This window comes from Solibacillus kalamii, assembly GCF_002174535.1.
GTDB classification, from domain to species: domain Bacteria; phylum Bacillota; class Bacilli; order Bacillales_A; family Planococcaceae; genus Solibacillus; species Solibacillus silvestris.
Genome location: NZ_NHNT01000011.1, coordinates 131,490 through 149,846, shown reverse-complemented (window position 1 = coordinate 149,846; position 18,357 = coordinate 131,490). Strand labels below are relative to the sequence as shown.

At 38.4% G+C, this 18,357-nt stretch carries 17 protein-coding genes, 6 tRNA genes and 1 rRNA gene; all 24 read left to right on the top strand.

Going from position 1 to position 18,357, the window contains the following annotated elements; all coding sequences use genetic code 11:
- The first annotated feature begins 33 nt into the window (after positions 1-33).
- Positions 34-149 (top strand): 5S ribosomal RNA (gene rrf, locus CBM15_RS15190).
- 266 nt (positions 150-415) lie between these two features.
- The gene (locus CBM15_RS15185; protein WP_087618155.1) at positions 416-1,048 is read left to right on the top strand and encodes a FusB/FusC family EF-G-binding protein; all 633 of its coding nucleotides are present in this window, start codon (positions 416-418) and stop codon (positions 1,046-1,048) included.
- A gap of 96 nt (positions 1,049-1,144) precedes the next feature.
- Entirely contained in the window at positions 1,145-2,437 is a 1,293-nt protein-coding gene (locus tag CBM15_RS15180; RefSeq protein WP_087618154.1) for an alpha/beta hydrolase, read from the top strand.
- Between the two features lie 160 nt (positions 2,438-2,597).
- Positions 2,598-2,673 (top strand) — tRNA-Asn (locus tag CBM15_RS15175).
- 128 nt (positions 2,674-2,801) lie between these two features.
- Positions 2,802-2,876: transfer RNA gene (locus CBM15_RS15170), tRNA-Glu, on the top strand.
- Between the two features lie 45 nt (positions 2,877-2,921).
- A tRNA-Val gene (locus CBM15_RS15165) sits at positions 2,922-2,997 on the top strand.
- A 30-nt stretch (positions 2,998-3,027) separates the two neighbouring features.
- A tRNA-Tyr gene (locus CBM15_RS15160) sits at positions 3,028-3,111 on the top strand.
- A gap of 13 nt (positions 3,112-3,124) precedes the next feature.
- Positions 3,125-3,199 (top strand) — tRNA-Gln (locus CBM15_RS15155).
- A gap of 17 nt (positions 3,200-3,216) precedes the next feature.
- A tRNA-Lys gene (locus CBM15_RS15150) sits at positions 3,217-3,289 on the top strand.
- A gap of 187 nt (positions 3,290-3,476) precedes the next feature.
- A complete protein-coding gene (gene rocF / locus CBM15_RS15145; protein WP_173364523.1) occupies positions 3,477-4,379 on the top strand; it encodes an arginase in 903 nt (300 codons plus the stop codon).
- A 150-nt stretch (positions 4,380-4,529) separates the two neighbouring features.
- Positions 4,530-5,093, top strand: a complete 564-nt coding sequence (gene sigW, locus CBM15_RS15140) for an RNA polymerase sigma factor SigW (RefSeq protein WP_008405972.1) — start codon at positions 4,530-4,532, stop codon at positions 5,091-5,093.
- A 13-nt stretch (positions 5,094-5,106) separates the two neighbouring features.
- A complete protein-coding gene (locus CBM15_RS15135) occupies positions 5,107-5,721 on the top strand; it encodes a zf-HC2 domain-containing protein (RefSeq protein WP_087618153.1) in 615 nt (204 codons plus the stop codon).
- Positions 5,722-5,930: 209 nt separating this feature from the next.
- Positions 5,931-6,767: a diadenylate cyclase CdaA gene (cdaA, locus tag CBM15_RS15130; RefSeq protein ID WP_008405970.1), complete on the top strand. Its 837-nt coding sequence runs from the start codon at positions 5,931-5,933 to the stop codon at positions 6,765-6,767.
- On the top strand, positions 6,760-7,776 hold the full coding sequence (locus CBM15_RS15125) for a CdaR family protein (RefSeq protein ID WP_087618152.1): 1,017 nt from the start codon (positions 6,760-6,762) through the stop codon (positions 7,774-7,776). Before cdaA ends, CBM15_RS15125 begins: the two co-directional genes overlap by 8 nt.
- 83 nt (positions 7,777-7,859) lie before the next feature.
- Positions 7,860-9,212: a phosphoglucosamine mutase gene (gene glmM, locus CBM15_RS15120; protein WP_087618151.1), complete on the top strand. Its 1,353-nt coding sequence runs from the start codon at positions 7,860-7,862 to the stop codon at positions 9,210-9,212.
- Between the two features lie 481 nt (positions 9,213-9,693).
- Complete coding sequence (locus tag CBM15_RS15115; RefSeq protein ID WP_087618150.1) at positions 9,694-10,218, top strand: type 1 glutamine amidotransferase domain-containing protein; 525 nt, start codon at positions 9,694-9,696, stop codon at positions 10,216-10,218.
- Between the two features lie 703 nt (positions 10,219-10,921).
- Positions 10,922-12,721, top strand: a complete 1,800-nt coding sequence (gene glmS, locus CBM15_RS15110; RefSeq protein WP_008405965.1) for a glutamine--fructose-6-phosphate transaminase (isomerizing) — start codon at positions 10,922-10,924, stop codon at positions 12,719-12,721.
- A 326-nt stretch (positions 12,722-13,047) separates the two neighbouring features.
- The gene (locus CBM15_RS15105; protein WP_087618149.1) at positions 13,048-14,160 is read left to right on the top strand and encodes an ABC transporter permease; all 1,113 of its coding nucleotides are present in this window, start codon (positions 13,048-13,050) and stop codon (positions 14,158-14,160) included.
- A complete protein-coding gene (locus CBM15_RS15100; protein ID WP_008405954.1) occupies positions 14,161-14,838 on the top strand; it encodes an ABC transporter ATP-binding protein in 678 nt (225 codons plus the stop codon). It begins immediately after the preceding gene.
- 117 nt (positions 14,839-14,955) lie between these two features.
- Positions 14,956-15,669: a ZIP family metal transporter gene (locus tag CBM15_RS15095; RefSeq protein WP_087618148.1), complete on the top strand. Its 714-nt coding sequence runs from the start codon at positions 14,956-14,958 to the stop codon at positions 15,667-15,669.
- A 103-nt stretch (positions 15,670-15,772) separates the two neighbouring features.
- Positions 15,773-16,696 (top strand): aminoglycoside phosphotransferase family protein, encoded by a 924-nt coding sequence (locus CBM15_RS15090; RefSeq protein ID WP_087618147.1) that lies wholly within the window; start codon positions 15,773-15,775, stop codon positions 16,694-16,696.
- 34 nt (positions 16,697-16,730) lie between these two features.
- Positions 16,731-16,940: an ATPase gene (locus tag CBM15_RS15085; RefSeq protein WP_087618146.1), complete on the top strand. Its 210-nt coding sequence runs from the start codon at positions 16,731-16,733 to the stop codon at positions 16,938-16,940.
- The gene (locus CBM15_RS15080) at positions 16,937-17,650 is read left to right on the top strand and encodes a class I SAM-dependent methyltransferase (protein ID WP_087618145.1); all 714 of its coding nucleotides are present in this window, start codon (positions 16,937-16,939) and stop codon (positions 17,648-17,650) included. The genes CBM15_RS15085 and CBM15_RS15080 overlap by 4 nt, the downstream gene beginning before the upstream one ends.
- Positions 17,651-18,018: 368 nt before the next feature.
- Positions 18,019-18,348, top strand: coding sequence for an aminotransferase yhxA (locus CBM15_RS15070; RefSeq protein WP_087618143.1), 330 nt, complete (start codon positions 18,019-18,021; stop codon positions 18,346-18,348).
- The last annotated feature ends 9 nt before the right edge of the window (positions 18,349-18,357 follow it).

Sequence of the window (18,357 nt, the reverse complement as noted above, 5' to 3'; positions counted from 1 at the left end):
CTTTTACATAGGCTTATTTAAAGCCCACTATAGTGAAGTGATGATGGCAAAGAGGTCACACCCGTTCCCATACCGAACACGGAAGTTAAGCTCTTTAGCGCCGATGGTAGTTGGGGGCTTCCCCCTGTGAGAGTAGGACGTCGCTTCGCTCAAAAAGTCGCTGCTGATTTAGTCAGTAGTGGCTTTTTTATGTTGAAAATTAAGTGTATGGCTACTATAAAATACAATAGAAATTCATAATAAGTTAAACCAAAGAAGGCGTCCTAAAAACAGACCCCCCTTCTTTGGTTTTTCTTTTATTTAAGATTCGCTTGCCTAATACGAGAATTGGTGAAGTAGTTGACCAATAATGCAGAAAGAAATACGATTAATAAATGTAAAGGTTCTTACACGGCAAAACATTGGAGGAAATAACATGACAGCACCATTTTTAACAGTAGTAGACCTACGCTTAATCGAGCAACAAGTAAATAAAATATTGAAGGCAAAGCTAACGTCGAATGATCAGAAAATTGTTGCGGCTGTACGTGAACTAGCAATTACAGAGCTAAGAGAAAGATTGACACATGTAGATGAAGACATTATTAAAGAAGTGGAAACGATTGAAGATACTATAGGGGCAGAGCTGTTTTTTCAAAGCTTAAAATCATATACCATTCCATTTAAATCAATTTCAGAGCAAGGTCTACAAAAATTGTTTAAAAAAGATAAAAAGCTGAAGCTACCTAAACTTGAGACAATTGATTGGCAAGCGATCAGTTATCTATCATGGATGGATAAAGGAACAAACCGCCAATACATTGTACTGGAAAAGGAAGGCCAATATACGGCATTGCGTGGAGTTGTAGATGCTCATAACCCAATTAAAGGTGTCTGTTCGATTTGTAACCAGCATAGTGTAGTTCATCTGTTTACAGCTACGGTAAAGGGGAACGGTGACAATTATACATCTTATAGTAATTACATTTGCAACGACTCACAACTATGTAATCAAAGGGTAAGTGATTATGATAAACTTCAGGAATTTGTCGACCGTAATTTAATATGAAAATAAAAGTCATCTTCATTGATGGCTTTTTTCTTTTGAAACTTTTTCCTATTCTAACCGTAAAGGAAATTAAGACAGAATGGGGAGGAGAAAGCCATGCGAAACATTGCTTATAGTTTAGCTATTGTATTACTGTTGTCAGCTTGTAATAGTGAAAGTACGGGTGATAACTCAACAGTGGAAGAACAGACGAAGCAGGAGGTTGTGCAGGTGGATGAAGCATTAATAGGAAAATGGCAGGGGATGATTGAAATTCCTCAGTCACCTCTTGAAATTATTTTAAATTTGGAGGAGGCAAGTGGAAATATTTCTGTACCAGTCCAAGGAATCACTGAATTCGCATTTGAATCAATTGAATATAATGGCTCGGATGCGGTCATTACTATTAACATAGCCGAATCTTTAATAAAGATTGCAGGAACTCTGAAAAACGAAACTATAGAAGGAACGTTTACGCAAAACGGACATTCCTATCCTATTACGTTAAAGCCATATACAGAAACGCCTGTTACGTATAAAGAGCTATTGATTCCTGTTGCCGGCGGAGAGCTTAAAGCAGCGTTACAGATGCCTGATAAACCTACGGGAGAGCTAGTCATAATACATGCAGGGTCAGGTCCTACAAATAAAGACGGTAACACAATAGGGGCTGGTGCGAATAATAGCTTAAAAATGATTGCAGAGAGCTTAGCGGAGAAAGGGATTGCTTCTATTCGTTTCGATAAGCGTGGAATTGGTGATAATACGGCACTTATTAAAAAGGAAGATGATTTAACATTTGATCTGTATGTTGAGGATGTTCAGGCAATTGTAGACTATGCTAAAAACGATGACCGCTTTAATGAAATTCATTTACTAGGTCACAGTGAAGGTGCTTTAATAATGACGGTTGCCGCTCAACAAAATGATATAGCATCACTTATTTCGATTGCAGGGATTGGCAGACCGGCTGATGAAGTTTTAATGGAACAATTGTCAGGAAGCTTACCTCCGAATTTATTAGTGGAATCCGAAAAAGCATTGCAGCAATTAAAAGCTGGTAAAAAGGTAGAGACAGTATCTGAACAGCTCCAATCACTATTTAGGCTATCTGTTCAACCATATATGATTTCATGGCTTAAATACGATCCACAACAAGAAATTAGCAATGTTAATGTTCCGGTTATCATTCTTCAAGGGAGAAAAGATATTCAAGTAACCGAAACAGATGCAGAAAACTTATATGCAGCAAATGATCAGGCGATAATACATTATTTCAGTAAGATGAATCATGTGTTAAAAGAAATAGAAGGCGACCGAGAACAAAATATTGCGAGCTATTCCAATCCCGATTTACCACTCGCAAATGGCTTAATCGATGAAATTGTCGAGTTTATAAAGCGGTATTAGAAAACAATAATTCATTATAATGAGGCATTTCTAATGGAAGAAAAGCCTAAAAAATAAAATGTTCAAATTATTTCAAAAAACTACTTGTATAAATTTTAAACGTTGCTATAATAATAAATGTAAGAAAGATGGCTTGTACATCACTGTATAATAGTAGCGTTCCGAAGTAGCTCAGTTGGTAGAGCATCCGGCTGTTAACCGGCAGGTCGCAGGTTCGAGTCCTGCCTTCGGAGCCATTTTTTTTGCCTTTTTACTATTACAAAATAAGCAATAAAACTTTTTCGGAAAAGTTTTAAAAAAAGGCTTGCACTATATAGAAAATGATGATATTATAAATCTTGTCTTCAAGAGAACAACTTATAACGGCCCGTTGGTCAAGTGGTTAAGACACCGCCCTTTCACGGCGGTAACACGGGTTCGAATCCCGTACGGGTCACCATTTAAGGCTTCATAAAAAAATAAAGCAGTAACACTTGTTATGTATGGAGGATTAGCTCAGCTGGGAGAGCACCTGCCTTACAAGCAGGGGGTCGGCGGTTCGAGCCCGTCATCCTCCACCATTCAACTTTAACAGTGTTGCATCATTTGTCGGAGGGGTAGCGAAGTGGCTAAACGCGGCGGACTGTAAATCCGCTCCTTAGGGTTCGGCGGTTCGAATCCGTCCCCCTCCACCATCTATAAAATGTTTGGGGTATAGCCAAGCGGTAAGGCAACGGATTTTGATTCCGTCATGCCCTGGTTCGAATCCAGGTACCCCAGCCATTTTTTTTATTTTTTATGAGCCATTAGCTCAGTTGGTAGAGCATCTGACTTTTAATCAGAGGGTCGAAGGTTCGAGTCCTTCATGGCTCACTTTTATTTTATAAACTTAGAAGTGTACTTAAATATCAAATAACAATCCTTTACTTATTTATAAGTAAAGGATTTTTTGCGTATAAAAAGGGAAAATCGTTTAGTTGCTCGAAATTTCTATAGGAGGATGAGCGGAGAATAGAATAGAATAGAAAAACTACATGACATGTTAGGGGATGCAGAAATGATGAATAAGAAAATTTCAATCGTAGGGGTACCTTGTGATTATGGGCAACAGCGCCGTGGGGTGGATATGGGACCGAGTGCAATTCGGTATGCGGGGTTGCAGCAACGTTTGACTAATCTTGGATATGAAGTTGAGGATGAAGGGAATATTCAAGTAATTGAAGGGGATGCAGCTGCACAGAAAGATGAAAAGCTGCTTAATCTGGAAGAAGTAATTAAGGTCAATACAGCGCTTGCCGAAAAAGTATTTAACGTCGTAAAAAAGGATTACATACCGCTTGTTTTAGGAGGCGACCATAGTATTGCAATTGGTACATTGGCTGGCCTATCGATGAAATATAAGAATCAGGGCGTGATCTGGTTTGATGCTCATGCAGATTTAAATACACCGGAAACGACACCATCGGGAAATATTCATGGAATGCCGCTAGCAACAAGTATTGGACTAGGTCATCAAAGGCTAACGTCAATTTTACATGCAGAACCTAAAATTAAAGCCGAAAACATTGTTATAATTGGGGGACGTTCTATCGATGAAGGTGAACGGGAACTTATTAAGACACGAGGCATTAAAATATACACAATGCACGAAATTGATCGGCTTGGAATGACGTATGTAATGGAAGAAACGCTAAAATACTTTAAGCAATTGCAAATAGACGGCCTTCATTTATCACTTGATTTAGATGCATTAGATCCTTTATATACTCCTGGAGTGGGGACACCGGTAGCAGGTGGGATCACTTACAGAGAAAGTCATTTAGCGATGGAAATGATACAGGAATCCGGATTAATGACATCAGCAGAGTTTGTAGAAGTGAATCCTATATTAGATGAGAGAAATAAAACAGCAGATGTAGCGGTTGCATTAATTGGCTCTTTATTTGGCGAAACTTTAGTATGATAATTACGAAAAAATTCGATTGGTCGTTATGAAGTTTGTTATAATAAGGGCACATATTTATGAGTGGGAAAATATTTTTATAGAAAGTGAAACCATTTAATAAGCAATCCGTATATATAGAACAGCTGAAAAGGTGGAGAGGAAAGACAAATGGATGCGTTAGTTAATAAAAGAATAAAGCAAGTGCTTAAAGGTGACCAAAACGCATATGCCGACATCGTTAACCTCTACCAGCACAAGCTGTATCAAGTGTGCTATCGAATGCTTGGCAATAAACAGGAAGCAGAAGATATCGCACAGGAGGCATTCATACGTGCCTATATTAATTTACATTCGTATGATCAAAATCGAAAATTTTCAACATGGCTTTACCGGATCGGAACAAATCTTTGCATTGACCGAATTCGTAAAAAGAAGCCCGATTATTATTTAGATGCGGAGGTAGCCGGGACAGAAGGGCTGGATATGTATTCTCAAATTGCCGCAGATGAGCAGTTGCCGGAAGAGGCCGTTGAGCAGATGGAGCTTCAGGACCGTATACAATATGAAATTAGCCGCCTTCCAGACAAGTATCGATCGGTCATTGTTTTAAAATATATAGAAGAACTGTCCCTTCAGGAAATTAGCGAAATTTTGGATATGCCTTTAGGAACAGTTAAAACGCGGATTCACCGTGGCCGTGAAGCGTTAAGAAAGCAGTTAAACAATTTGTAGGAGGAAGATACGCATGAAAACGTGTGCATCAGAATTCGTGGATTATATGCACGAATATTTAGATGGTGATATTAGTCGTGAGCATGAACAATTATTGAAGCAGCATTTACAAACATGCCCTGATTGCCAACAACATATGCATGAATTAAGTGACACGGTTGCGTTTATCAAGAGTGCAGCACATATTACTGCCCCTCCGCGCTTTGAGGATCAAGTGATAAGTCGTTTACCGAAACGCAAAAGTTCTGCCGGCATCAAACGTTGGTTCCGTCAGCATCCTGTACTTGTAGCTGCAGCAGTATTCTTTTTATGTATGAGTGCCACATTGTTAGGCAGCTTCCCGAATGATGATCAATTCTCTGTGACAAAACAGCCTAATTTAGTTGTTGAGGGGCAAACGGTAACAGTGCCTGACGGTCAAGTTGTAAAAGGTGACATCGTTGTGAAAAATGGCGATATTATTGTCGAAGGGGAAGTGGACGGCAATATTACAGTTATCAATGGCAACTATATGGCATCTACGGCAGTCGTTACAGGGCAAGTAGAGGAAATCGATGAAATGTTCGAATGGCTTTGGTACAAAATTAAAGACGGCTTCAATAAAGCAATCACTGTCTTTGATGAGTAACATCGGACAATTGTCACTAAGACAATTACAATAAGAAATAATATTTTTCTTAATAAATCGGAACTTTTCTCAAAAAAAAGCCGTTCTAGTATAGAAAGAAAAGTCTACTCGCTCGGGTAGACTTTTTTCTGTTAGGAAAGTTAATCCCTGACAGAATTGTGCTATACTAAAAACAATATGGATTAGCAAGTAAAGGTGGGGGATGCCACATGCAAATAATTGAACAATTTACAGACATTGCTGCTGTAGATATGATTTTTAAAGTACTGGACGTACTGCTCGTATGGTACGTAGTTTATAAAGCATTGACCCTCATTAAAGGAACGAAAGCCGTTCAATTATTAAAAGGGTTATTAATTGTTGTGTTAGCGAAATTTGCTACCTACGTTTTCGGTTTAGACACCCTTGATTGGTTACTGCAAGAAGTAATTGATTGGGGTTTCTTAGCCATTATTATAATATTCCAGCCGGAAATTCGCCGGGCCCTTGAGCAGATCGGGCGAGGGAAGATTTTCCAACGCACTAATAACCAGCAAGAAGATGAACAGACACGCTTAGTCGAAGCGATGAAAAAATCCGTAAGTTATATGGCAAAGCGCCGAATTGGAGCACTTATTTCAATCGAAAAAGATACAGGCTTAAATGAATATGTAGAAACAGGCATTAAGATGGATGCTGCAATTTCTTCTGAATTAATGATTAATATTTTCATCCCAAATACACCGCTTCATGACGGGGCCGTAATTATACAGAAAAACCAAATTGCCGCTTCAGCGTGTTATTTACCATTGTCGGAAAGCGCATTTATTTCTAAAGAATTAGGTACACGTCACCGAGCTGCACTTGGGTTAAGTGAAGTAACAGATGCAATTACAATTGTTGTATCCGAAGAAACAGGTGCGATTAGTATAACAGCTAACGGTAATTTACACCGTAATCTCACTATTAAAGAATTTGAAGAATTACTGCGTAAACTGTGGTTTGGTCCTGAGCAAGATTCTAACTTAGCATCTAAGTGGACTTGGGGAGGGAAAAAGAATGGATAAGGTATTTGATAGCTCATGGATGCTCCGTTTAACCGCTTTGTTTTTAGCGGTTGCACTTTTCCTGTATATTCAAACAGAAGAAAAACGTGAAACGGAATCGAGCTCATCCAATGAAACAGATGTCATTACAAATGTGCCATTGGAAGTTTACTATGATTCTGATAATTTATTTGTGACAGGGCTCCCTGAAACGGTCGATGTGAAAATTTCAGGGCCGAAACAAATTGTAATGAAAACAAAGCTGGAAAAGGATTTCAAACTCTTTGTCGATTTAAACTCATTGTTAATTGGTGAGCATAGCGTTACAATACATCAAGAAAACTTTTCCGAAAAACTGGATGTATCAATTGAGCCAAGAATAATTAATGTAACAATAGAGGAAAAGGTTACTGAACAGTTTCGTGTAGAGCCGGAAATGAATAACCGCCTTTTAGCAGAGAACTTTGTACTGAACGAGATGACGGCAGAACCGTCAAAAGTAGCGGTAACAGGAGCTAAGAGTGTCATTGATAACATAAGTTATGTAAAGGCGACGGTTTCAGGCGAGAAAGATGTGAATAAGTCATTTGAGCAGGAAGCGGCTGTAAAGGTACTCGACCGTGATCTGAATAAGCTCGATGTCAGCATTAATCCGGATAAGGTCAATGTAAAAGTAGAAATTAATGAATATAGTAGAGAAGTCCCGATTAAGATCAACGAAATTGGGGAACCAGTAGAGGGGCTTAAAATTGACAGTTTATCCCCAGAAAAATCTAACATAACGGTATATGGTTCTAAATCTGTAGTGGATACATTAAAAGAAGTGGTCGTCGATGTCGATCTTTCAAAAATAAAAAAATCCGGTCCGTACGATTTAAAGATTGAGCTTCCAACAGGTGCTACCAAGTTATCTCAAGATAAACTAACGGTACGTGCTAGTGTGAGTGGAGAGCCAGTTCGTGAACAGGATAATAAAAGTGAAGCAGATAAAGATGCAGATACAAATGTTGAAGATACAGATGGAAACTAGCTATCAATAAAACAAGCAATCCACTTTATGTGGTAAATTTAAAAACGTATGGTATTTCAAGCGTTGAAGGAGAGAAAAAGTAAATGGGTAAATATTTCGGAACAGATGGCGTTCGCGGTGTCGCAAATAGTGAACTAACACCAGAGTTGGCATTTAAACTAGGCCGTATTGGCGGCTATGTGCTGACGAAGGATGCTAAAGATCGCCCGAAAGTGTTAATTGGACGCGATACACGTATATCTGGGGAAATGTTGGAAGGTGCACTTGTTGCGGGTCTTCTTTCAATTGGAGCAGAAGTTATGCGTTTAGGTGTAATTAGTACACCGGGTGTTGCGTATCTTACACGTGTCATGAATGCTGAAGCGGGTGTTATGATCTCGGCATCTCACAATCCTGTTGCAGATAACGGCATTAAATTTTTCGGTCCAGACGGCTTTAAATTAACAGATGCACAAGAAGAAGAGATTGAACGTATTCTTGATGCAGAAGAAGATACATTACCACGTCCAGTAGGTGCTGCTGTTGGTTCAGTAACAGACTACTTTGAAGGTGGACAAAAATATATTTCATACTTAAAACAAACAGTAGAAGAAGATTTTGAAGGGTTACATGTGGCGTTAGACTGTGCGCATGGTGCGACTTCTTCTCTAGCAACACATTTATTCGCAGATTTAGAGGCAGATATTTCAACGATGGGTGCTTCACCGGATGGACTGAACATCAATGAAGGTGTCGGTTCAACACATCCTGAAAAGTTAGCGGCATTTGTCACGGAGCGCGGGGCGGATGTTGGTTTAGCATTTGATGGAGATGGAGACCGTTTAATCGCTGTAGATGAAAACGGTACGATTGTTGACGGCGACCAAATTATGTTCATCATCGGGAAATATTTACAAGCGAAAGGTCGTTTAAACAAAGGCACGATAGTTTCGACGGTTATGAGTAATATGGGCTTCTACAAAGCGCTTGAAGAAAACGAAATGACAAGTGTAAAGACAGCGGTTGGTGACCGCTATGTTGTGGAAGAAATGCGTGCAAATGATTATAACTTAGGTGGCGAGCAATCAGGTCACATCGTGTTTTTAGATTACAATACAACAGGCGACGGTCTGCTTACAGGTATTCAGTTAGTGAATATTATGAAAGCAACAGGCAAAAAGCTTTCTGAACTTGCAGGGGAAATGACAATTTACCCGCAAAAATTAGTAAACGTACGTGTAACAGATAAACATGCAGTAACTCAAAATGAAAAGGTGGCAGCTGTCATCGCTGAAGTAGAAGCGGAAATGGCCGGCAATGGTCGTGTATTAGTACGCCCTTCAGGTACAGAGCCTTTAGTGCGTGTTATGGTAGAAGCAGCTTCTGAAGAGGCTTGTGAAAATTATGTTGTACGCATTGCAGAGGTAGTACGTACAGAAATGGGTTTAGCTGAATAAATTTTAAAACGGCACCGGGAGTAATGGAAACATTGCTTCCGGTGTTTTTTTGTGGGCACGTTTTTAATGGCAGCATGCGGATGTTCTAATATCCGGTTTAGAAGATCTAATATAACTGAAAGAGTTCTAATAAAATGCTGTTCTTCTAATAAAAGTGCCCGATGTTCTAATATGTAGTTTAAGTTTTCAAATACCCATGTCGAATGTTCTAATATCGACTGCCACTCTTCTAAAATCTCATCCAACTGTTCTAATAAAACGACTCAAGATTAAATCTAAACAACACAAAACCGGTTTTTACCTCTTAAACCCAGTTATAAATTTAACCATTCAAAAGAATACTTAAACTGTTCAAGCATCCGGCTAAAACGTTCTAAAAATGCCTACACTTGTTCTAATGATTGCACTATAACATGTTTCATTTTCAAGAATTCGGGGAAACAAAATAAAGTAACCTAATAAGACGAAGGAGTGTTTTACATTGGCTAAAATTGCAACATTAATTACAGATAAGTTTGAAGATGTGGAGTTCACAAGTCCGAAAGAAGCACTTGAGGCTGCAGGTCATACAATTGTAACGATCGATAAAGAAGGCAATAAATCGATTACAGGGAAAAATGGTGAAGCAACAGTTCAGATTGATAAAGGGGTAGCAGAGGCAAACCCGCAGGACTTTGATGCGTTATTTATCCCGGGTGGTTTTTCACCGGATTTACTGCGTGATGATGATCGCGTTGTAGCATTTGCAAAGCATTTTATGGATGAAAAGAAACCTGTCTTTGCAATTTGCCATGGACCACAGCTGTTAATTACGGCGAAGTCATTAGAGGGACGAGATGCGACAGGTTATAAATCAATTAAAGTCGACTTGGAATATGCAGGGGTAAATTTCCATGATGAAGAAGTATTTGTTTGTCAAAAACAGCTTGTTACAAGCCGTACACCGGATGATTTACCTGCCTTTAACCGAGAAATTGTTAATTTATTAAAAGAGAAGGAGCTTTAATAGAGCTCTTTGCATACGATAGAAAATAGTGCATATCCCGTTTTGATGTCATGTAAGGAGTGAGTCTTGTAATCAGTGGGATGACAATGATTCTGCTGTTACAAGCTTCACCTTCTAAATCAAAACGGGATTTTTTCTTATGGGATAGAATTCACATTCGAAAGGCAACAGCCGCACTAGCTTTGGACAGAAAATTTATCTATGAAGCGCTTACAATGAAAGCGTAGGATTGACGGTGAAATTGTTTATGTGTATGATGTAAATGCTCAGCAAAAGGATATGGCTGAGTTGCGCAAAAGGAGAGGAAATCGCGCATACAAAATCGGAAAACAATTATAGCGCCAGAACTAAGGAAATCGAGCGGACATAATCCTTAGTTGACGAGGTGGAGGTTTATCGAAATTTCGGCGGATGCCTCCCGATCGCACATGCCCGGTTGTAACTTTCGTTTTAAAACAGAGAAGTGATTTTCTGGACAGAAAAACGAAACGGCATACAATTAAAAATAATATTTAGCTACATCACCTTTTTAAATAGAGCAGGATTGTTAATGATGCGTGCAGGCTTTGCTAAACGAGAGCAAACATCACCTTCGAATTAACTTCCCTAAAGGCACTAGGCAAAAAAATGGTAGATTTCGTAGTCTACTTTTGTGTTGCCAAAATGTGCTTCGATGTAGCAATAACATTGGAGGAAACGGATTATGTGTGGAATTGTAGGATATAACGGCGTATTGGACGCTAAAGAGATTTTATTAAAAGGTTTAGAGAAACTAGAGTACCGAGGCTATGATTCTGCAGGGATTGCTGTACACAATGAAGAAGGCGTAACAGTTTTCAAAGAAAAGGGACGTATTGCGGATTTACGTAAAGCAGTTGATGGCGATGTTGAAGCGGCTGTAGGGATTGGTCATACACGTTGGGCAACTCACGGTGTACCGAACCGCTTAAATGCCCACCCTCATACAAGTGCTTCAGGCCGCTATACGCTTGTACACAATGGGGTTATCGAAAACTATCATTTATTACAAAAAGCTTATCTTAAAGGAATTCAGATGAGCTCTGATACAGATACAGAAGTTATCGTACAGTTAATCGATTTATTTGCTAAAGAAGGCTTATCTACGTTAGAAGCATTCCGTAAAACATTATCATTAGTGCACGGATCTTATGCATTAGCGCTTTTGGATAATGAAGATGTGGAAACGATTTACGTAGCGAAAAACAAGTCACCGTTATTAGTAGGTGTAGGTGAAGACTTCAACGTAATCGCTTCAGATGCAATGGCGATGCTGCAAGTAACAGACCAGTTTATCGAATTGCACGATAAAGAAGTGGTAATCGTTCGTAAAGATAAAGTTGAAATTACAACATTAAATGGCCGTGTTGTTGAGCGTGCACCATATACAGCACAATTGGATGCTTCTGATATCGAAAAGGGAACATACCCTCACTACATGTTAAAAGAAATGGATGAGCAGCCAACTGTGATCCGTAAAATTATTCAAGCATATGAACAAGGTGAAGATGTTACGGTTGATGCAGATATTCTAAAAGCATTAGCGGAAGCAGACCGTCTATATATTATTGCGGCAGGTACGAGTTACCATGCCGGCTTAATCGGGAAACAGTACTTCGAAAAAATCGCAGGCATTCCAGTAGAAGTACACATTTCAAGTGAGTTTGGCTATAATATGCCGTTACTATCGAAGAAACCTTTATTTATCTTCATTTCACAATCAGGTGAAACAGCGGATAGCCGTCAAGTATTAGTAAAAATTAAAGAGCTTGGCTACAAAGCGTTAACTGTAACGAACGTACAAGGGTCAACACTTTCACGTGAAGCGGATTATACATTACTATTACATGCCGGACCTGAAATTGCTGTAGCTTCTACGAAAGCATATGTCGCTCAAGTAGCTGTTTTAGCAGTAGCTGCCTATGCCGTTGCTAAGCAATTAGGAATGGAGCTTGACTTTGATTTAAAACAGGAGCTGGCGATCGTTGCAAACGGCATCCAGACAATTATCGACTCTAAGGATGAAATGGAGCAGATTGCCGAAGACTATTTAAAAATCGCACGCAATGCGTTCTTCATCGGTCGTAATATGGACTTCTGTGTATCATTGGAAGGTGCGTTAAAACTTAAAGAAATCTCATACATTCAGGCAGAAGGTTTTGCCGGTGGTGAGTTAAAACACGGTACGATTGCATTAATCGAAGAAGGTACACCAGTCTTCGCTTTAGCAACACAAAAAGGTGTGGCGCTTAACATTCGCGGTAACGTGAAAGAAGTAGTGGCTCGCGGTGCCAACGCATGTATTATTGCAATGGAAGGCATGGAAGAAGAAGGCGACCGTTTAGTCATCCCTTCAGTACATGAACTGTTAACACCATTAGTATCTGTTGTACCATTACAATTAATCAGCTATTATGCTGCACTTCACCGCCGTTGCGACGTTGATAAACCTCGTAACCTGGCAAAATCAGTTACAGTTGAATAATAAAGATTTTAAAAACCGTTCGCTTATGTATTAAATAAGCGAACGGTTTTTTATATATTAATATAACGAACCTACTTACATAATTTTTCAAATAAAATTTTAAATAGTTTATATAAAGTTCATATTCGGCGCCTATACTATAAAAGCGGCATGGAAAAAATTATATTTATCCATTTTTTAATAGTTATAATTTATGTTCAAATGGAGAATTTGATATTTGAATATAGTTATTAAAAGGCGGATAATTTATTTCGAGGTGATCAATTTTCTAGTAATTAGAAGAGTTGAAAAGATCGGTTGATATATATTACTAAGGAGGATTTACAATGTTTTTAGCAATCAAAGAAATGAAACACGCGAAAAAACGTTTCATGATGATTGGCTCAATTATTATGCTTATCGCATGGCTTGTTTTTATTTTATCAGGATTAGGTAATGGCTTATCGTCATTAGCCGCAGCGACGATGAAAAATATCGACGGAGATCTTTTTATTTATGAAGAAGGCTCTGCTGCAACAATGATGAAAACGAAGGTAACAGGTACGGTTGCCGATGATGTTGAGGGTCAATTTGGTGTCAAAGAGGCAGCGAAGTTTGGACAATCAACTGTTATCGTGAAATCGCCTGATGCGAAAGAAAAAGTAGACGTAGCGTTTCTTGGAATCGAACCAGGTAAATTTATCGAGCCAAAAGTTGTAGCAGGTAAACAAATGGCTGCAGAAGATAAAATGGGCGTCATCATTGATGAAACATTGCAAGAAAAAGGCTACGAGATTGGCGATACAATTGAAGTAACAAGCTCTAGTATTGAATTAACAGTAGTCGGCATTACTAAAGGTGAAACGTTTAACCATTTACCAAGTGTGTTTGTTAACTTAGACGTTTGGCAAAGCTATGCATTTGCAGCACCAGGATCAGATAATGGTTTAGAGAGTCCAGTAGCAATGATTGCTTTACAAGGTGCAAACATTGATGCTGATAAAATCGAAAACAACTATGATGAGATTGAAACTTTTACAAAATCAGAAGCCGTAATGGGAATGCCGGGATATAAAGAAGAGAGCGGAACAATCTATATGATGCTTGCCTTCTTATTCATCATTTCAGCTGTTATTATTGCGGTATTCTTCTATGTATTCATTTTGCAAAAAACACAGCAGTTCGGTGTCATGAAAGCAATTGGTGCATCAAATAGCTTTATTAAAAAATCGATTATTTCACAAGTATTCGTGTTATCACTAATCAGCATTATTGCCGGCATTGTTTTAACGTATTTAACTGCTCTTGTTTTTCCAGAGGGAATGCCGTTTAACTTAGATTTCAAAATGGTTCTTTTATACGCGCTTGTGCTATTAATTGTATCTGTTTTTGGTTCTGTTATTTCAGCTCGCCAAGTAACAAAAATTGATCCTTTAACAGCGATTGGGAGAGTGGAATAAATGACAGGTTTAGTACTAAAAAATGTAACGAAATCATTTAAAGAAGGGGACTCTACAGTGGATGCACTTAAAAATGTATCCCTTACAGTAAACCCGGGTGAGTTCATCGCTATTATCGGTCCATCAGGTTCAGGGAAAAGTACGCTTTTATCGATTGCCGGGGCATTACTTCAGCCTTCAACAGGTGAAGTACTTGTCAATGGTACAAATATCGGCAAGATGAAGGAAAAAGATTTATCGGCTTTTCGTTTAACAGATGTTGGATTCATTTTACAAACATCAAACTTAATTCCGTATTTAACAGTGTTAGATCAGTTATTACTAGTACGTAAAATGAAAGGCAAAGTATCAGCAGAAGATACGAAATTTGCGAAAACATTACTAACGGAATTAGGATTAGGTGACAAGTTCAACAAATTCCCGAATGAACTATCTGGCGGGGAACGTCAGCGTGTTGCGATTGCTCGTGCATTTGTGAATAATTCAAATATCATTTTAGCTGATGAACCGACAGCAAGCTTAGATTCTAAGCGTGCATTTGAAGTCGTAAAGCAAATCCGAAAAGAAGTTAAGGAACGCAACAAAGCTGCTGTCATGGTAACCCATGACGAACGTATGCTAGAGTTTTGCGATAAAGTGTATCGTATGGAAGATGGACTGTTAACTTTGGAAGGATAATCAAATTATATTTAACCGTATTTAAAGTAAACTCATACTTTAAATACGGTTTTTTTATTTTCATAAATGCTGAAGATTAACCATACGACTAACTATACTCAGTGAAAGGTGATAACGATGTGGTTACTAGGCTTTTTATGGACTTCTTCAGGCATATTCATTGGTGGCATGATTGCATGGCTTTTTAAAGGAATCAAGCAAAGGGCAAATATTATTTATGCGCTTTGTACAGGAGTAATTCTGGGCTTAATCAGTTTTGAAATTCTTCCTGAAGCGATTGAATCAGGCGGTTGGTTAAGTACGATTATTGGATTTGTTATAGGAATGATGGTATTCACAGTACTGCATGGTAGTTCGCACTTTAAACAAGATAAGGAAAGTTATAGTAAAGAGAAATACTATATTCGTACTGGCTTATTATTAATGCTTAGTTTTGCGGTTCACAATTTTCCGATTGGAATAACATTAGGAGCCAACCAAGAACCTGTTCTTACAAAGGCATTACTACAAACACTTTTATTTCATAGTATTCCCGAGGGAATAATTTTGTTTATCCCATTAATATTAGCAGGGTTAAATATATTTACAGTTTTATTAGTTTCCTTTCTCGTATCGGTGCCAGTAGCTTTAGGTGTTTTTATCGGTAGTTTTCTTAATATTGTTCATCCGCTATTAAACACCGCCTTCATGAGTTTTGCTATGGGGATGATCTTTATAGTTACCGTATCGGAAATCTTATATCCGGCACTCAATAACTCATCCGTATTCAAAATTTTATGCTGTACACTTATAGGTTTTGGAGTAATCGGATATTATCTTCACTTACTTTAAAGTTTTAATATTGGAACATCGGCCTTCACTTTATTTGGAAAAATATGTACAATTATATGTTAAAATACTAGAAGCAATTACTAGCAAAAGGGGGGGATTATCCATGTTCGATATAAAAAACTACGATACCTTCAAGAAAATTGAAACAATCAATAAAGGTTGGTCGGATGATAAAAAGTACTATATTGAAACAGTTACAAATGGGAAATTGCTGCTGCGCATATGTGACATGGCGGAGTATGAAAAAAAGAAAAATGAATATGAAATCATAAAGCGTTTAGCTGATCGGGGATTGCCCGTTTCACTACCTGTCGATTTTGGAGTTTGTGACAACGGTAAAAGTGTCTATACACTTTTCGTATGGTGTGACGGTGAAGACGCGGAGAAGGTATTACCTAACCTGACAGAAGACGAACAGTATTCACTAGGGGTGAAATCAGGGCAAATACTGAAAGAGATTCACAGTATTCCTGCACCAGCAGAGCAGGAAGATTGGGGAACACACTTTAACCGGAAGGCAGACAGTAAAATCAGACTTTACCAGGATTGTGATGTAAAAATAGCGGGGGATGATAAAATCATTCGGTATATCGAAGAGAACAGACACCTCCTTGAAGGAAGAGAGCAAAGTTTCCACCATGGCGATTACCATGTTGGGAATATGGTTATTTCTCCGCAGAAAGAGCTGTATGTAATTGACTTTAACCGTAGTGACTTCGGAGACCCGTGGGAAGAATTTAACCGGATTGTATGGAGTGCAACTGCCAGTCCATTTTTTGCTACAGGGCAGCTTAACGGATATTTTAACGGAACACCGCCGATAGAGTTTTTCTCGCTTCTTGCTTTTTATATTAGCAGTAATATGCTGTCATCCATTCCTTGGGCTGCAAATTACAGTGAACATGATTTAAACATCATGAAAAATCAGGCAAAAAACGTTTTGGAATGGTTTGACGATATGAACAATCCTGTACCGACTTGGTATAAGAGAGAATTAAATTCGAGCGATTTACAACATAAAAGCTAATGGACAGTAAAAAGAATAGAACGGAGATGAAATGATGGGAAAAGAATTTTGGATTCCATTACTTGCCTCGTTTGCAACAATGGCTGTTTTATATTTTATCGGTCATGTAGCTAACTTAGATTTTCTGATATTTAAAATTTCGCTTTCTTATACTGAGATTGCTTTACTGCCAATCTTTGTAGGTGCTGGAGTAGGAATTATAAGTGAACGGATGCTCAAAAGGAAAGCAGGGGAAGTTAAATGATTGCCTATTATTACGATCAGTTCCATACATGGGGAAAAGAAGATGAATACTTTATGGAATTGCTACAATTATCAAAAGCTAAGAAAATTGCCGATCTAGGGTGCGGTACTGGACGGGTAACAATAGAACTGGCAAAGGCCGGCTATGAAGTGACTAGAATCGACCCTAATGAAGAAGCCATTCATCGAGCTCAAAATAAGGAAAATGCTGAATTGGTTTTATGGATAATTGGCGATAGTAAGGGCTTAACAATTAATTCATATGATGCAGTAATCATGACAGCGAATGTGGCGCAGGTTTTTATTACGGAAGAGAGCTGGAAAAATGTTTTGCAAGATGTATTTACAGCTTTAAAGCCTGGCGGGCAATTTATTTTTGATGCACGAAACCCTCAAGCAAAAGCATGGGAAGAGTGGCAAAAAGATGAGACAGTAGACCAGCTTCAAGATATCTATACTGGAGACCCGTTGATGTATTGGGATGAATACGAAGGGTTAGACCGGAATGTTTTTACGTTTTATGAAAAGATTAAAAATGTTAATACCGGTATTACGCACGAAGCAAAGGTCCAGCTAATTTTCCGAAGCCTAGAGGAAATTTCATCCGCACTTAAAAAGGCAGGCTTTATAACTGTGAACGCTTATGAAGACTTTACATTTCAAACAGCTACAAATCAGGCAAAGTCGTTTATATTCCATTGTGTAAAATGAATTGAATGCAAAAGCTGAAGAAAGAATAGTAGGGTTTCTTTGGTTAGTATACTGGAAAATGTTTTTCAAATTTCGGGAGCCATTCTCCTCTTATGTGGGATATATTTTTATTGGCATTTTAAAAAGATGAAGAAAGAAAAAAAGTTAACATCAACTGAACGTGCAATCTACATGATTACGCAAATCGCCTTGTATATATGTGCGGGGAGTTATTTTCTATTGTTTTTAGATAAATAAAACAAAAGAACTACTAATTTTGAATCCTGTTAATGCACGGGATTTTTTTATTACCAAAATTAAATTTTTAGAATCTTTTTTTACTGTTGTTACGTACGATTAAAGGGGAAAGGAAATGGAGGCTAAGAAAGATGGAGAAGACGAAAAAATTGATGGCCGGCGTTTCAGCAACTGCGCTTACATTAAGTTTGGCTGGCTGCGGTACTTCAAGCAGTTTACCGCCAAAGCCTACAGACCAAAGCTGCCGGGATTGGGACTGGTCGGAAGAAGAAGGCGTATGGCGATGTGACGAAAGCCGTTCAGGACATTACGGCGCCTACTATTATGGGGGTAGATATTTCAATAATAAATCTGCACTAAATAGTGACAGCAGCTACATAAATTATAAAAATAGCGATAGCTTTAAGGCCGCAAAGACCAGTTCAGGTTTTGGCAGTGGCACAAAAAGCTTCGGGGGATAGGAGAGACAA

Excerpts from the sequence above, each read along its gene's own strand:
- CBM15_RS15185 (WP_087618155.1), top strand. The coding sequence starts at position 416 with ATGACAGCACCATTTTTAACAGTAGTAGACCTACGCTTAATCGAGCAA.
- CBM15_RS15180 (WP_087618154.1), top strand. The coding sequence starts at position 1,145 with ATGCGAAACATTGCTTATAGTTTAGCTATTGTATTACTGTTGTCAGCT.
- rocF (WP_173364523.1), top strand. The coding sequence starts at position 3,477 with ATGAATAAGAAAATTTCAATCGTAGGGGTACCTTGTGATTATGGGCAA.
- sigW (WP_008405972.1), top strand. The coding sequence starts at position 4,530 with ATGGATGCGTTAGTTAATAAAAGAATAAAGCAAGTGCTTAAAGGTGAC.
- CBM15_RS15135 (WP_087618153.1), top strand. The coding sequence starts at position 5,107 with ATGAAAACGTGTGCATCAGAATTCGTGGATTATATGCACGAATATTTA.
- cdaA (WP_008405970.1), top strand. The coding sequence starts at position 5,931 with ATGCAAATAATTGAACAATTTACAGACATTGCTGCTGTAGATATGATT.
- CBM15_RS15125 (WP_087618152.1), top strand. The coding sequence starts at position 6,760 with ATGGATAAGGTATTTGATAGCTCATGGATGCTCCGTTTAACCGCTTTG.
- glmM (WP_087618151.1), top strand. The coding sequence starts at position 7,860 with ATGGGTAAATATTTCGGAACAGATGGCGTTCGCGGTGTCGCAAATAGT.
- glmS (WP_008405965.1), top strand. The coding sequence starts at position 10,922 with ATGTGTGGAATTGTAGGATATAACGGCGTATTGGACGCTAAAGAGATT.
- CBM15_RS15105 (WP_087618149.1), top strand. The coding sequence starts at position 13,048 with ATGTTTTTAGCAATCAAAGAAATGAAACACGCGAAAAAACGTTTCATG.
- CBM15_RS15100 (WP_008405954.1), top strand. The coding sequence starts at position 14,161 with ATGACAGGTTTAGTACTAAAAAATGTAACGAAATCATTTAAAGAAGGG.
- CBM15_RS15095 (WP_087618148.1), top strand. The coding sequence starts at position 14,956 with ATGTGGTTACTAGGCTTTTTATGGACTTCTTCAGGCATATTCATTGGT.
- CBM15_RS15090 (WP_087618147.1), top strand. The coding sequence starts at position 15,773 with ATGTTCGATATAAAAAACTACGATACCTTCAAGAAAATTGAAACAATC.
- CBM15_RS15085 (WP_087618146.1), top strand. The coding sequence starts at position 16,731 with ATGGGAAAAGAATTTTGGATTCCATTACTTGCCTCGTTTGCAACAATG.
- CBM15_RS15080 (WP_087618145.1), top strand. The coding sequence starts at position 16,937 with ATGATTGCCTATTATTACGATCAGTTCCATACATGGGGAAAAGAAGAT.
- CBM15_RS15070 (WP_087618143.1), top strand. The coding sequence starts at position 18,019 with ATGGAGAAGACGAAAAAATTGATGGCCGGCGTTTCAGCAACTGCGCTT.